Raw genomic sequence first — 13,971 nt, forward strand, 5'->3', positions numbered from 1 at the left:
ATCGATGGACGTACTTTCCCGCAACGGGTGCGCACGGTCCATGACGTGGGAGGTCATGGGTTGGACGAAAAAAAGCCGGCCGCACAAGGCGGCCGGCTTTCAGGGGAGCGTCAGACGGTCAGGGCAGTTGGGTCCAGGTCTGGTTCGTGCCGCCGTTGCAGGTCCAGGTGATCAGCGCCGTGTCCTGCGCCGTCGAGCTGTTCGGCACGTCAAGGCACGAACCCGAGGCGCGGTTCTTGAGGGCGCCACCCACCTGGGTCCATTGCGTGGTGTCGCCGGCCGAGCAGGCCAGCTGCACCACCGCCGCGTTCGTCGTCGCGGTGCCGCTCTGCGCCAGGCACAGGCCGCTGTGCTCGGCCTTGAACTGCACGTAGCCGCCGGTGAGGCTCGTCACCGTGAACCTCTCGTTGTTCGCATTGCCGCACGGCCACTGCACCGCCGTCGCGCCGCTCGCGGTCGACACGGCCTTGATGTTCACGCACAGGTTGCTCAGGTTCGAGCGGATGCGGGTGATCGTGGGCGTCGGGTCGGTGTCCTGCGACCGCACGTACTCGCGAATCGCCACCACGTCGGCCGCCGGCAGGCTGCTGGCGTTGCCGTGGCCGCCGGCGAGCACGTCCTGCAGCGTGGCCGCCTGGCCGTTGTGGAAGAACGCCGCAGTGTTCCAGGTGCCCACGAGCGTCGGCGTGTCGAAGCCCACGCCCGCCAGCGGCTGGTTCATGCCCTTGCCCGACGACAGCTGGATGGTGCCCACGTCGTGCCGCTGTCCGTCGCGGAAGGTGGCGCCGGTGTGGCAGGTCACGCACTGCGCCGAGGCGAACAGCGCCTGGCCCCGCGCCGCATCGACGCTCAGGCTGCCGTCGGCGTTGCGCGCCGGGCTGCGCATGTACTTGTTCAGCGAGGTGAGGTAGGCCGCCAGGTCGTCCAGCTGCGCGTTCTTGCCGGCCTTGGGTGCGCCCAGCGGGTCCTGCGTGGCCGTGAAGTCCGCGTTGGTGAGGAAGCCGACGCCGCCGAACTCGTTGCGGATGTCGTTCTCGAAGTCCTGCACCTCGTCGAAGTTGGCCGTCCAGTGCAGCTTGCCGTGGCCCAGGCCGCGCTTGCCCATGAGGCTGATGGTGCGGCGCAGGCCCTCGCCGCGCTGGGTGAAGTCCCACACCATGCCGTCGTCGCCGGCATCCGCGTGGCAGCTCGCGCAGGAGATGTAGTTGTCCTTGCTCATGCGCCGGTCCGACGCGTTGTAGAACACCTGCTTGCCGCGCAGCGCCGCGTCCGCCATCGGCTCCTGCGCGACCGTCGAGACGTTCTGCAGGAAGATCGGCGCCGCCGTCTCCGAGGCCAGCACCGAGGCCACGTCGTGCACCGACACCGAGCGCGCCAGGAAGTTGTTGACGAACAACCGCTTCCTCGCCGCGTCCAGGTACAGGCCGTGCGGCGCGCTGCTGGCGTTGATCTCGCCCCGCACCGAGCGGCTGTACGGATCGACGATGGCCACGCGGTTGCCTTCCATCTGCGCGACGAAGAGGTAGTCGCCCGACGGCGAGAACAGCGCGGCGCGTGCCGGTGCGCGGTCGTCGAAGTCGATCTGCTCGGCGAACACTTCCGCGGCCGTCTGCAGGTTGACCTGCGAGAGGATGGAGCGCACCGTCTGGTCGTGCACCAGGTTGTTGCCGTCCCTGAACTTGCCGCGCACGATGTTGTCCTTCTTCGAAGGCAGCACCGCCCGCGTGCCGTCCGGCGAGATGATGACCTGGCTCAGGTAGTTGGCCACGCCGCGCGCACGGCTCTCGGTGTCCACCGTGGTGGTGTCCACCGGCAGCGCAATGGTGGTCATGGCGCTCATGCTCTGCAGGTTCACCTTGTGCAGCTGGCCGCCTGTCATTTTCGACTTGAAGCGGGTGACATAAGCCACCTGTGCGTCGGAGTTGACGGCGATGCCGCGCAGGTTGCCTTCCAGCGCGACCGCGCCGGTGGTGGCGCCGTTGCTCGGGTCGAAGCTCATGAGCACCGACTTGCTCTCCAGCGTCAGGAGGCCCTTTGCGCCATCGGGCGTGAAGGCCACGCCGTAGGGGCCGCTGCCGTAGGCCAGCGGCACGGTGGCCGAGGTGCTGCCGTCGGCCGCGTTGAGCGCCACGAGTTTGTCCTCGCCCTGCACCGTGACCCAGATGCGGCCATCGGGGCCCACGGCCAGCGTCTTCGGCTCGTCGCCCACGCGCACTTCCCAGCGCTTGGCCAGCGTGTCGGAGTTGATGGCGGCGACCGTGCCGCTGTCGGGGTTCACCGAGTACACCGAGTTCGCATCGCCCGCGATGTTGGTGGTGTGCGTGGGCGCCCGCGCCGTGGTCGGAACGATCACGGTGAGGTTGTAGGTGTAGAAGGTCTCGCGGCCGCTTGCGTCCTTCACCGTCAGCGTCACCGTGAAGTGGCCGGGGCGGTTGTAGGTGTAGGTGTAGTTCGGCTGGTTGGCGTACGCCGTCTGCGTGCCGTCGCCGAAGTTCCAGCGGAACTGCGCGCCGCCGCTGCCCAGCGTGCCGGGATTGAACACCAGCTGGCCGTTCACGAGCTTGGGCCCGCCGCCGATGCCGGGGTCGCCGATGATGGCCTGCCCGCGCAGCGTGTTCACCTCGGTGTCGGTGAGCACGCGGCCGTAGACGCGCACCTCCGCGAGCGTGCCCTTGAAGAGCGCCGCGTTGCCCTGGATCTGGCCCAGCACGTTGAACTTGTTCGTGAGGCCCTTGGTGCCCGTGAGGCCCGCGGAGGTGGTCTTCACGCCGTCGACGTACACCGCCTGCGCGCCCGAGGCCGCATCGCGCGTGAGCACCACGTGGTGCCAGTTGCCGTCGTTCACCGCCGCGGTGGAGGTGGTTCCGCCGTCGTTGCCGACCGACAGCTTGATGCGCCCGCTGGTGTCCAGCCAGCCCCAGAACACGTCGTCCGCGCCACCCGACTGGTCGCGCCCGAAGATGCCGGGTGCGGTCCACGAGTTCGCGCCGCCCGCCTGCGTGGTCTTCATGTAGAAGCTCAGCGACGCGGTGCCGCCGAGCACGGTGGCCACGCTGTCGTTCTTCAGCGGCACGCCGGCAGTGCGGTTCGCGAAGTTCATGCCGATGCTCTCGAACGCGTCGCCCGACACCGGCGTGCCGTTGTTGCTGCCGATCTGGTCGGAGAGATTGCCCGCCAGCGTCCAGTAGTGCATCAGGTTGATGTCGGTCGCGTTGCCGGTGTTGAAGGTCGAGCGGTAGTCCGCGCCGATGGCGTTGCCCGCATAGTCCTTCACGCCGTTGGCCGGCAGGAACACTTCATAGCTCGTGCCCGGCAGCAGCGGCTGTGCGGGGTGGAAGTTGACGATGCCCAGCTGCACGCTGTAGGTGCCGGCCAGCGTGTTGCCGCCCACCGGGCGCACGATGAAGGTGTTGGAATTCACGCTCTCGGGCCGGATGTTGTCCGTCATGCCGAGGCCAATGCGCGAGGTCAGCGCCTGCTGTTTCGCGCCATTGACGGGCGAGACCTGCTTGACTTCAGGCTTGGTGATGTCCGGGTCCACTGCATGCACGACGAAGCCGCTGCCCGAGCCGTGGTCGTTGCCCACGAAGACCAGGTTGCCGAACATCGCGACCTGGCCGTTGTCCGAGTGCGTGAAGTTCGGGTCGTCTTCGCGCAGGATGCTGCCGCGGCCCACCTCGACGTGGTTCAGCGGATTGCTCACGTCCACCTTGTGGATGCGGGTTTGCGCGCCCTGGATCACGTAGTTGTCCTGCGTGGCGCAATACAGCTGCTCGTCGATGACGAGGCGATTGTCTTCTGCCACGAAGCGCGAGCGGTCGGACAGGTCGTAGCTGTACATCTTGGCGCCGCTGTTGCGCGTGGAGACGTGCAGGTTCCGGCCGTCGAAGCAGGTCGCGTAATAGAACGGCGTGGTGCCCACGATGGAATCGAGCACCTTGGGGTTGAGCGGATCGGAGATGTCCAGGCTGGCGAAACCGCCGTTGCTTTCCATCGCGGTCAGCACCATGTGGTTGCCCATCGTGAAGATCGGGCCGATGCGGAAGCCGCCGAGCTCACCGGTGGGCACCGGGTTGGGTTTGCCGGCGCCGCGGTTCGCGACCACGGCGTTCGCGGGGTCGCTGGCATCGACGATGAAGATGCCGCGGCCCGCCGACGCCACGTACAGGTAGGGCGCTTGCCACCAGAGCTGCCAGGCGACGTTCTCGTAGTCGCCGCCGCTGACGCCGGGCAGCGCCAGCTTCTTGACCTGCTTGATGTCGTTGACGTCGGTGAAGTCCCAGAACTCCACGCCGTTGATGCTGGGCAGCACCACGTAGGTCTTGCCGCCGATCTTGGCGGTGCCGAAGGAGTGCGTCTCGCGGAACTCCTTGGTGCGCGCCTCGGGCTCGTAGATCTTCTTCACGAGCTGGATCTGGCGCGGGTTCGACACGTCGTACAGCAAGAAGCCGCCCGGGCCGAGGCCGCTGTCCGGCGCGAAGGAGGTGAGGAAGTAGCCGTTGACCATGATGCCCGCGTTCATCCCGTAGTCCTTGCGGCCCGGGTAGGTGGCGGGTACCTCGCGCGATTCGTAGGCACTGCTGTGCGCCGGATCGAGCGGGTGCGCGGGGCTCGTGATCATCGACACCGGCTTGAACAATTCAGCCGAGGTGTAGGTGAGGTTGCCCAGGCCCGGCCCCTGCAGCGGGAGCGGGTCGGCGACGGCGGCGGAGACCGCCGTCGCCATGTTGCTGAGGGTCGTCATCGGACTGACCCCGGTGATTGCCGCGTGCGTCAGCAGTGTGACGAACGGCACCATCAATGCCATCACGTAATACCGGATCTTCATCGTTGCCTCCAAGTTGTTAGAAGTTCGCAGGGGGACCCACTGACTCGTTTCTTCTCTGGCTCGACTTGCAAAGTGCGCGCGCAGGACGCACCCCGGCAGGCGACGGGTGATCGCCTGCCGTGAAACCCTCTCCCTTTGACAGCAGCGTTACTTGCCTGGCTTCGCGCCGCCCGATTCGTAGATGTCCCAGGCCGCCTCGGCGCTGGCGCCGCGGTGGATCATGGCCATCAGCGCACTGACCACCGCCGACGGATTCCCATGCTGGTAGACGTTGCGCCCGTACACCATGCCGACCGCGCCCTGGTCCAGCAGCGCGCGCGAGCGCGCGAACACCTGCTGCAGGTCTTCGCGCCCGCCGCCGCGCACGAGCACGGGGCAGCGCGCGGCCTGCACCACGCGGTGGAAATCCTTCGGGTCGCTGGTCGGGTCGGCCTTGACGATGTCGGCCCCCATCTCGCGCGCGAGGCGCACCAGCGTCACGATCTTCTCGGCATCGCCATCGACCATGTAGCGGCTGCCGGGCGTGGGCGACTGCATCACCAGCGGCTCGATCATCAGCGGCATGCCGTAGCGGTCGCAGTCGGCGCGCACGCGCGCGATGTTCTGCACGCACTGGCGGAACAGGTCGGGTTCGTCCGGCAGCATGAACAGGTTGACGACGACGCAGGCCGCGTCGCGCTGCACGGCCGGCAGCACCGGGTCGTGCTCGTTCTGCAGCTGCGCCCACATCACGCGGTGCAGCGTGGCGTTGTAGGGGTTGCCCATGTCGATGCGCATCACCAGTGCCGGCTTGTCGCGGCCCGGGCGGTCCTGCAGCAGGTCGGACTGGCCGTAGTTCAGTTGCAGCGCATCGGGCGCGGCCGCCACGAGCTTGTCGATGACCTGGGGCATGTCCTCCAGGCCGTCGAGGAACGAGGGCTCGTTGCACACGCCGTGATCCAGGGCGATGTCCAGGCAGCGGCCGTTGGTGAGCAGGCGGTTCAGCCGTGCTGTCTTGTCTTTCGACATGGGAAAGAACTCCTTGTTGGGGTCGGAAATGAAGAGGGGGATCAGGCGAGCGCGGAGAGGTGGCGCTTCGCCGCGGCGTCGATCAGCCGCAGGGCTTCGTCGCCCAGCGCGACCGCACCGGCACCGGCGTTCTCGATAGCCTGCTGGCGCACGCGCGCGCCGCAGAGCGCGACGGCCACGGTGCCGCGCGCGACGGTCCACGCGATCATCATCTGGCCGAACGAGCAGCCGAGCTTTGCGCGCACCGGCTCGAGCGCTTCGAAGAAGGCCTTGAGCGCCGCGCGGTTGGCGGCGCCGAAGCGCGGGTTGCTCGCGCGCTGGTCGTCGCCCTTGAACTCGCGCTCGGGGTCGATGGGGCCGGCGAGCAGGCCCAGCGCCAGCGACGAGTAGCCGAGCACCGCGACGTCGTGCTCGCTGCACAAGGGCGCGAGCGTGGCCTCGATCTCGCGGTCGATCAGGCTGTAGCGCTCCTGCGCCGCATCGACCGGGCCGTAGCGCAGGTATTCGGCGAGCGTCTCGGGGCTCACGTTGCTCACGCCGATGGCGCGGATCTTTCCCTGCTTCTTCAAGTCGAGCAGCGCGTCCATGGTCTCGGCCACGGGCGTGGTGCTGTCCTGCCAGTGCGTGATGTAGAGGTCGATGTAGTCGGTCTGCAGGCGCGCGAGGCTCTCTTCGCATTCGTGGAAGATCGAGTCGCGGCCCAGGTACCGGTACACCGGGTGGCCGTCTTCTTCGAAGAAGTGCGTGCCTTGTTGTGTGTGCCAGACCAGCCCGCATTTGGTGGCGATCACGGCTTCGTGCCGGCGCCCCTTGAGCGCGGTGCCGACGATGCTTTCGGAGCGGCCCAGGCCATAGGCCGGCGCGGTGTCGATCAGGTTCACGCCCGCATCCAGCGAGGCCTGGATGGCGATGACGGCGGCGGCGTTGTCCCCGCCGCCCCACATCCAGCCGCCCATGGCCCAGGTGCCCAGGCCGATGGCCGAGCATTCGATGCTCGACGGGCCCAGCGTTGTCTTCTTCATCTCGCTCTTCATTTCGCTCTTCATCTCGCTCGTCATCTGGTCTTCTTTCTCGTGTTCATGATGTGGTCGATGGTCACGGCCGCGAGCAGGATCAGGCCCTTGATCACGTCCTGCCAGTAAGGCGATACGTCCAGCAGGATCAGCGAGCTGGTCACCACCGACAGCAGCGCCAGGCCGAGCACCGCGCCCAGCACCGTGCCCGAGCCGCCCTTGAGGCTGGCGCCGCCGATCACCGCGGCGGCGATCACGTTCAGTTCCATGCCCATGCCGAAGGTCGGCGTGGCGGCGCCGAAGCGCGCGGTGTAGATCACGCCGGCAAGGCCTGCGGACGCGGAGCACAGCACCGTGACCCAGAACTTCACGCGGCCCACGCGAATGCCCGAATACAGCGCCGCCTTCTCGTTGCTGCCCGTGTAGAACACGCGGCGCAAGAGGGTCGAGCGGCGCAGCACGAAGTCGCTCACCACCACGATCGCCAAGAAGATCAGGATGACCGCCGGCACGCCGAAGAGGGTGCCCTGCCCGATGAACTTGAACTCCGCCGGCAGCGAGAACAGCGACTGCGGCGTGCCCTGCGTGAGCGCGAGACACAAGCCCCGCACGATCACCATGAACGCCAGCGAGGCGATGAAGTGATTGAGGCCGATGCGCGTGACGCAGCCGCCGATCATGGCGCCGATGAGCCCGCACATGCCGATGGCCACCAGGCTCGCGAGCCACGGGTCCACGCCCATCAAGAAGAGCTTGCCCGTCACCACCATCGCAAAGCAGACCACCGAGCCCACCGAGAGATCGATGCCGCCGACGATCAGGAGGATCGTCATGCCCACCACCACGATGCCTTCGATGGAGAAGGACAACAGCATCGCGCGCACGTTGTCCCAGGTGAGGAAGTAGGGCGATGCGAAGCTCATCGCGATGCACAGCACCGCGATGATCAGCAGCAGCCCTGCTTCGCGCATGCTCGTGAGTTTGTTGGCGGGCTTCACGGGGTCGCCTCCTGACGGTCCGGAATGCCCGGAATTCCCAGAATTTCGAGGGGGAAGGCCCGCATCGAGTTGTGCCGGGTAGTTCATGCTGTTTCCTGTTCGCAGAGTCCGGAAGCCAGCCGCAGCAGGGCCTCTTCCGTCATTTCTTCAGATTCCAGTTCGCCCGCGAGCCGGCCGTCGCGGATGACCAGTGCGCGGTCGCACAGGCCGATGATTTCGGGCAGCTCCGAGGAGATCACGATCACGCCCACGCCTTGGTTCGCGAGTTCGCGCAGGATGTGGTGGATCTCCGACTTCGCGCCCACGTCGACGCCGCGCGTGGGCTCGTCCATCAGCAGCACCGACGGGTTGGTGGCCAGCAGCTTGGCGATGGCCACCTTCTGCTGGTTGCCGCCCGAGAGGCTGGAGACCTCGATGGCGACGCCGTCGGACTTCAGGTTGAGCTTGGCGCCGAGCGTCTTGGCGAGCTTGTGCTCGGCCGAGCGCTGCAAGAGGCCCCAGGCCGAGCTCACGCGGCCGAGCGCCATCGACGACACGTTCTGTGCGATCGGCAGGTCCAGGAACACGCCGGCGGCCTTGCGGTCTTCGCTCAGGTACGCGATGCCTTCGCGCAGCGCGTCGCTGTACTTGCGGATGGTCAACGCCTTGCCACTCAAACGCACTGTGCCGCGCTTCGCAATGCGCAGGCCGCAGATGGTTTCCGCGAGCTCGCTGCGGCCGGCACCCATGAGGCCCGCGATGCCGAGGATCTCGCCGCGCTTGAGCGTGAAGGAGACGCCATGCACGCGCTCGCCGTCGGCGATGTCGTTCACTTCGAGCACGGGCCCGGAGGATTGGGCAACAGCCTGCTTGGGCGGGTAGTAGTTGCCCAGGTCGCGCCCGACCATGCGGCGCACCAGCTCATCGGGCGTGAGCCCGGCCAGTGGTCCGCAATGCACGTTGCGCCCGTCGCGCAGCACGGTGACGCGGTCGCCGTGCGTGAAGATCTCGGCCATGCGATGGCTGATGTAGATGATGCCGATGCCCTGCGCCTTCAGGTCGTGCAGCACGCGGAACAGCGCCGCGGACTCGTTGTCGGTCAGCGCGGCCGTGGGCTCGTCCAGGATCAGCACCTTGCAGTCGAGCGTGAGCGCCTTGGCGATCTCCACCAGCTGCTGGCTGGAGATGCTGAGGTCGCCAACCGGCGTGGCGGGATCGATGTCCTGCCCCAGCCGGCGCAGCACCTTGGCCGCCCGCTCGTTGAAGCTGGCGTAGTTCATCCACGTCTGTTTGCCGGCGTTGATCTCCGGCATGAAGATGTTTTCGGCCACCGTGGCGTCGGCGCACAGCGCGATCTCCTGGTGCACCAGGCCGATGCCCAGGCGCATCGCATGCGCCGGGCCGTCGATCACGACCTTCTGGCCGTTCAGCAGGATCTCGCCCTCGTCGGGGCGGTGGATGCCGTCGATGATGTTCATCAACGTCGACTTCCCCGCGCCGTTCTCGCCGCACAGGGCGTGGATCTCGCCCGCGTGCAGCGAGAAGTCCACGCCCGAGAGCGCGCGCGAAGCGCCGAAGCGCTTGCTGATGCCGCGCAGTTCGAGCAAGGCGCTCACTCGCCGATTCCCTTGGTGCCACGGCGGGCGAGGTACTTGTCCCAGTAGAAGTCGTCGGCGTTGGCCTTGCTGACCACGGCCAGGCCGTTGTCCAGGAAGGGCACGGCCATCGGGTTGGTGCCGTTGCGCTTGGCGTCGTTCATCGGGTCGATGAGCGAGGGGTTCTTGGCCAGGAACAACATCATCATGCCCATGTAGCCCTGCATGCCCTGGTTCGGGTTGATGGCGCCGAACACGTCGCCCGACTTGATCATGTCCAGGATCTTGGCGTTCACGTCGCAGCACATCACCTTGATGTTCTTCTTGGTCTCGACCTTGGCCTGCGCCGCGCCGAGCGCCGAGTTGGCCTCGGGCATGAAGAGCGCGCCCAGGTTCGGGTTGGCTTGCGCGAGACTCAGCACCGCCTGGTAGGCCTTGTTCGGGTCCTGGTTGCTGGCGGCGCGACCGACCAGCTTCATGCCCGTGTGCTTGGTCTTCATGCGGTTCACGAAGGCGGCGATGCGGCGGTCGTGGTTGTCCTGGCCCGGGTTCTCCAGCACGGCATATTCGCCCTTGCCGTTGAGCGAGGCGGCAATCGCATCGGCGGCTTGCGTGCCTTCGCGGTCGTTGTCGGAGGTGACGAACGAGGTGCGCTTGGAGTTGGGCGAATCGGCCGCGAAGGTGACGACCGGGATGCCCATCGCCGCGGCGCGGTTGATCGGCTCGATGAAGGGGTCCGGGTTCATCGGGTGCAGCAGGATGCCCGCGGGCTTGCGCGCCAGTTCCTGCTCGAACGATGCGAGCTGCTTGTTCACGTCGTACTCGGGCGTACCGGTGTAGCGCGTCTTCACGCCCAGCGTGCGGCCGAGCTGCTTCATCATTTCGTAGACGGGGAACCAGTACTCCACGCCGGAGACCATCACGTTCATCACGTAGACGTCGCTGGCATTGCCGCGCAGGCCCGTGCCTGCCGCAGGGGCTGCGGGCTGTTGTTGCGCGAACGCGCTCGCACCGGCCAGACCGATACCGGCGGCAGCTGCGGACTTCAGGAAATTACGCCTCATTCTTTGTCTCCTCACGTTGACTGGCAGAGCTTGCGATCTCTCTTTTCGAGCAGATCTTCGGGACCTCAATGTCACATCAGTTGTTATGACAGGCTAGAATGTAATCCCGGCCCGATTGGGTGGAGTACTAGGGGAAACGCTACTGGCGATGGCCTTTTTTTCCGCCGAAGCTGTTATGACATGATGCCAAACATACTGATCGGCGTGGACATGGGCTCGAGCAGCCTGAAAGCCCTGGCCCTCGAAGCCGGAAGCGGCCGTGCCATTGCCCTGTCCCGCATGCCTTTGCCGCACGACCGGCTCGCCGGCGGCGGCTGCGAAGTGCGCGCCGCGGCCATCCGCGCCGCGCTCACCCACGTGCTGCGCGACGTGGCCCACCAGCTCGGACCACGCGCCGCAGAAGTCCGCGCCATGGCCTGCACCGGCCACGGCGCCGGCCTCTACGCGCTCGATGCGAACAACGAACTCGTGGGCGGCCGCGCCGTCGCCTCCACCGACCAACGCGCCGATGCCCGCGCACGGACATTGGCCAGGAGCCAAGGCGCGCGGCTCTTCGAAGACGTGGGCTGCGGCCCGTGGCCCGGCCAGCCGACGGTGATCGCCGCCGAGCTGCTGGGCGCCGATGCCGTGCAGCGCGGCGAACTGCGCCGGCTGCTCTTCGCCAAGGACTACCTCGGCTTCCTGCTCACCGGCGAGATCGCCACCGACGCGAGCGATGCGAGCACCGCCGGCCTCGTTTCGCTCGCCACCGGCGGCTGGTCGCAGATCGCCTTCGATGCCTCGGGCCTCCAGGACCTGGGCGCGCACAACTTCGGCCCGATCCTTTCGAGCGGCACCGTGCTCGGCAAGCTGCGCCCTTCGGAGGCGGCGCTGTGCGGCCTGCCCGCCGGCATTCCGGTCGCGATGGGCGCCATCGACCTGCTCGCCTCGATGACCGCCATCTGCGCCGAAGGCCGCGGCCGCGCGGTGCAGGTGTTCGGCACGTGGTGCGTGAACGCGGTCATCGGCCCGGTCATGGACCCCAAGCCCGCCGTCGCCTCCATCGTGAATTTCGGCCGCACGCAGGAGCGGCTCTACATGGAGAACAGCCCGTCTTCCATGGCCAACATCGCGTGGCTCGCGGGCGTGCTCGCGCTGCCCGATGCGCGCGCGGTGGTCGACCTCGCGATGACCGTGCCGCTGGGCGCCAACGGCCTGCGCTTCGCGCCCTTCATCAACGGCGGTGGTGGCGTGACGGCGGGCTTCGTCGGCCTGAAGAGCCACCACACCCGCGCCGACATGGCACGCGCCGTGGTCGATGCCGTGGCGGCGCTGCATGTGCGCCAGACGGCGCGCCTGGCGGCTGGCGGCCTCGCCGTTTCCGCGTCGACCGTGCTGGGCGGCGGCGCGAGCGATGCGCGCCTCGTGCGCCTCCTTGCCTCGTTTCTCGGCCGCCCGGTCGAGCGCTGCGCCGACGACGAGACCGGCGCGCGCGGCGCCGCGCTCTATGCGGCCCTGTCGCAAGGCCTGGACGACGCGGCCGAGGGCAGCGCGCTGCTCGCGCCGTGCGACCTCATCGAACCCGAGGCAAGGGACGCGCGCGCCCATGCGGATTTCAACGCCGATTTCAACGAACTGATCGACAGCATGTCACCTGTATTCACCCACATCGCGGGCGGTGCGCAGAGCGCCGCACGGCCGCCCGAAGACGCTCGCACCGCAGCGCATGGCGCGGAGGTTTCTCGATGAGCGCCTGGCAACTTCCCTTCGTGCGCCCGGCCTCGCTGGCGGACCGCCATTTCTCGACCGTGATCGTCGGTGCCGGCATCAACGGCGTCGGCGTGTTCCGCGATCTCTCGCTGCAGCGTGTCGATTGCCTCATCGTCGACAAGGGCGACTTCGGTGCCGGCGCCAGCAGCGCGCCCTCGCGCATGATCCACGGCGGCCTGCGCTACCTGGAGAACGGCAGCTTCTCGCTGGTGGCCGAGGCCACGCGCGAGCGCAACCTCTTGCTGCGCAACGCGCCGCACCTGGTGCGCCCGCTCAAGACGGTGGTGCCGCTCGCGAACTTCTTCGGCGGCCTCATGAGCAGCGCGCTCAAGTTCTTCGGCCGCACGCCGCCGCAGCGCACGCGCGGCCTGCTGGCGGTGGCCTTGGGCCTGCGGCTCTACGACATCCTGGGCCGCCGCCAGCGCGTGATGCCGGGGCACCGCATCAGCCGCGTGCCGACCAACGACCGCAGCCTCTTTCGCGCGGCGATCCGCTGGACCGCGACCTTCTTCGATGCGTGGATCAGCCATCCTGAATGGCTCATCCTCGAACTCATCGGCGATGCCTGCCGCGACCAGCCGCGCTCGGCGGCCGCGAACTACTGCCGCGTGATGGGCTGCGCAGGCAACATCTTGACGCTGCGCGACGAACTCACCGGCGCGCTCGTGCGCGTGACGGCCGACACCGTGGTGAACGCCACCGGCGCGTGGCTGGACCGCAGCGCGGCCGTGCTCGGCGGCGCCGGCCCGCGCGTGATGGGCACCAAGGGCTCGCACCTGGTGCTCGACCATCCCGCGTTGCGCGACGCGCTGGACGGCCGCATGGCGTATTTCGAGGCGGTCGACGGGCGCGTGTGCATCGTCTATCCGTTCCTCGATCGCGTGCTCGTGGGCTCGACCGACATCCCGGTGGAGGACCCTGACCAGATCGTCACCGAGCCCGCAGAGGTCGACTACCTCATCGACGTGCTGCGCGAGGTGTTCCCCAACATGGCCTTCGGCCGCGACAACGTGGTCTACACCTACGTCGGCGTGCGGCCGCTCGCGCGCTCCGATGCCGACAAGCCGGGCCAGATCTCGCGCGACCACTCGGTGGTGATCGATCCGCCGAATGCGACGCGCGACATTCCCATCGTCGGCCTCGTCGGCGGCAAGTGGACCACCTTCCGCTCGCTCGCCGAAGAGGCGACCACCGAGGTGCTGCAGCTGCTGGGGCGTTCGCGCACCGCCTCGACCGAACTGCTGCCCATCGGCGGCGGCGCGGACCTGCCGGCCGATGCGGCCGCGACCGAACGCTTCATCGAGAAGATGACGGCCTCGGGCATGGGCCGCACGCGTGCGCTGACCCTGCTCGCGCGCTATGGCTCCAAGGCGCTGCCGCTCGCGCAGCGCCTGGCGGCCTCGGGCGACGTGCCGTTGCAACACGCACCCGACTACTCGGCCGCCGAGCTCTCGTACCTGTGCCTGGAAACCGGCGTGGTGCACCTGGACGATCTCGTGATCCGCCGCACGCTGCTGGCCATTCGCGGCCTGGTCACCGATGCCGCGCTTGCCGAAATCTCGGGCATCGCGGCCGAGGCGCTGGGCTGGGATGCCGCCCGCGCGCACAAGGAACTGAGCGCCTGCGCCACCGCCTTGCGCGAGCGCCACAACGTGCGCCTGCAGGCCGTCGCGCCCGACGTGGCACCTTCTTTCAATGCATCATTGATGGCCGGCTCCGCCCTCGGCCAGTCCTAAA

The 13,971-nt window shown here is 67.8% G+C and carries 8 protein-coding genes; 2 read left to right on the forward strand and 6 right to left on the reverse strand.

The genetic code is table 11. The features are described from left to right. Positions 1 to 118: 118 nt before the first annotated feature. From BM133_RS18285 to BM133_RS18310, 6 genes are all read right to left on the reverse strand, one after another. A complete protein-coding gene (locus tag BM133_RS18285) occupies positions 119 to 4,828 on the reverse strand; it encodes an RICIN domain-containing protein (protein ID WP_093436557.1) in 4,710 nt (1,569 codons plus the stop codon). 147 nt (positions 4,829 to 4,975) lie between these two features. Next, the gene (locus tag BM133_RS18290) at positions 4,976 to 5,836 is read right to left on the reverse strand and encodes a class I fructose-bisphosphate aldolase (RefSeq protein ID WP_093436560.1); all 861 of its coding nucleotides are present in this window, start codon (positions 5,834 to 5,836) and stop codon (positions 4,976 to 4,978) included. 41 nt (positions 5,837 to 5,877) lie between these two features. After that, entirely contained in the window at positions 5,878 to 6,858 is a 981-nt protein-coding gene (locus tag BM133_RS18295) for an aldo/keto reductase (RefSeq protein WP_177224880.1), read from the reverse strand. A gap of 32 nt (positions 6,859 to 6,890) precedes the next feature. Next, entirely contained in the window at positions 6,891 to 7,934 is a 1,044-nt protein-coding gene (locus BM133_RS18300) for an ABC transporter permease (RefSeq protein WP_093436563.1), read from the reverse strand. Next, positions 7,931 to 9,442 (reverse strand): sugar ABC transporter ATP-binding protein, encoded by a 1,512-nt coding sequence (locus tag BM133_RS18305; RefSeq protein WP_093436566.1) that lies wholly within the window; start codon positions 9,440 to 9,442, stop codon positions 7,931 to 7,933. The genes BM133_RS18300 and BM133_RS18305 overlap by 4 nt, the downstream gene beginning before the upstream one ends. Then, positions 9,439 to 10,485, reverse strand: coding sequence for a substrate-binding domain-containing protein (locus tag BM133_RS18310; RefSeq protein ID WP_093436569.1), 1,047 nt, complete (start codon positions 10,483 to 10,485; stop codon positions 9,439 to 9,441). The genes BM133_RS18305 and BM133_RS18310 overlap by 4 nt, the downstream gene beginning before the upstream one ends. A 180-nt stretch (positions 10,486 to 10,665) precedes the next feature. On the opposite strand from BM133_RS18310, the gene BM133_RS18315 reads away from it, so the two are divergent. Continuing rightward, positions 10,666 to 12,213 (forward strand): FGGY family carbohydrate kinase, encoded by a 1,548-nt coding sequence (locus tag BM133_RS18315; RefSeq protein ID WP_093436571.1) that lies wholly within the window; start codon positions 10,666 to 10,668, stop codon positions 12,211 to 12,213. Beyond that, positions 12,210 to 13,970, forward strand: coding sequence for a glycerol-3-phosphate dehydrogenase/oxidase (locus tag BM133_RS18320; RefSeq protein ID WP_093436574.1), 1,761 nt, complete (start codon positions 12,210 to 12,212; stop codon positions 13,968 to 13,970). Before BM133_RS18315 ends, BM133_RS18320 begins: the two co-directional genes overlap by 4 nt. The last annotated feature ends 1 nt before the right edge of the window (position 13,971 follow it).

The organism is Variovorax sp. 770b2 (genome assembly GCF_900115685.1).
Taxonomy (GTDB): domain Bacteria; phylum Pseudomonadota; class Gammaproteobacteria; order Burkholderiales; family Burkholderiaceae_C; genus Variovorax.

Bases quoted from the DNA above. Each gene is read 5' to 3' on its own strand.
- BM133_RS18320 (WP_093436574.1), top strand. From the start codon at position 12,210: ATGAGCGCCTGGCAACTTCCCTTCGTGCGCCCGGCCTCGCTGGCGGAC.
- BM133_RS18300 (WP_093436563.1), bottom strand. From the start codon at position 7,934: ATGAACTACCCGGCACAACTCGATGCGGGCCTTCCCCCTCGAAATTCT.
- BM133_RS18290 (WP_093436560.1), bottom strand. From the start codon at position 5,836: ATGTCGAAAGACAAGACAGCACGGCTGAACCGCCTGCTCACCAACGGC.
- BM133_RS18295 (WP_177224880.1), bottom strand. From the start codon at position 6,858: ATGAAGAAGACAACGCTGGGCCCGTCGAGCATCGAATGCTCGGCCATC.
- BM133_RS18310 (WP_093436569.1), bottom strand. From the start codon at position 10,485: ATGAGGCGTAATTTCCTGAAGTCCGCAGCTGCCGCCGGTATCGGTCTG.
- BM133_RS18285 (WP_093436557.1), bottom strand. From the start codon at position 4,828: ATGAAGATCCGGTATTACGTGATGGCATTGATGGTGCCGTTCGTCACA.
- BM133_RS18315 (WP_093436571.1), top strand. From the start codon at position 10,666: ATGATGCCAAACATACTGATCGGCGTGGACATGGGCTCGAGCAGCCTG.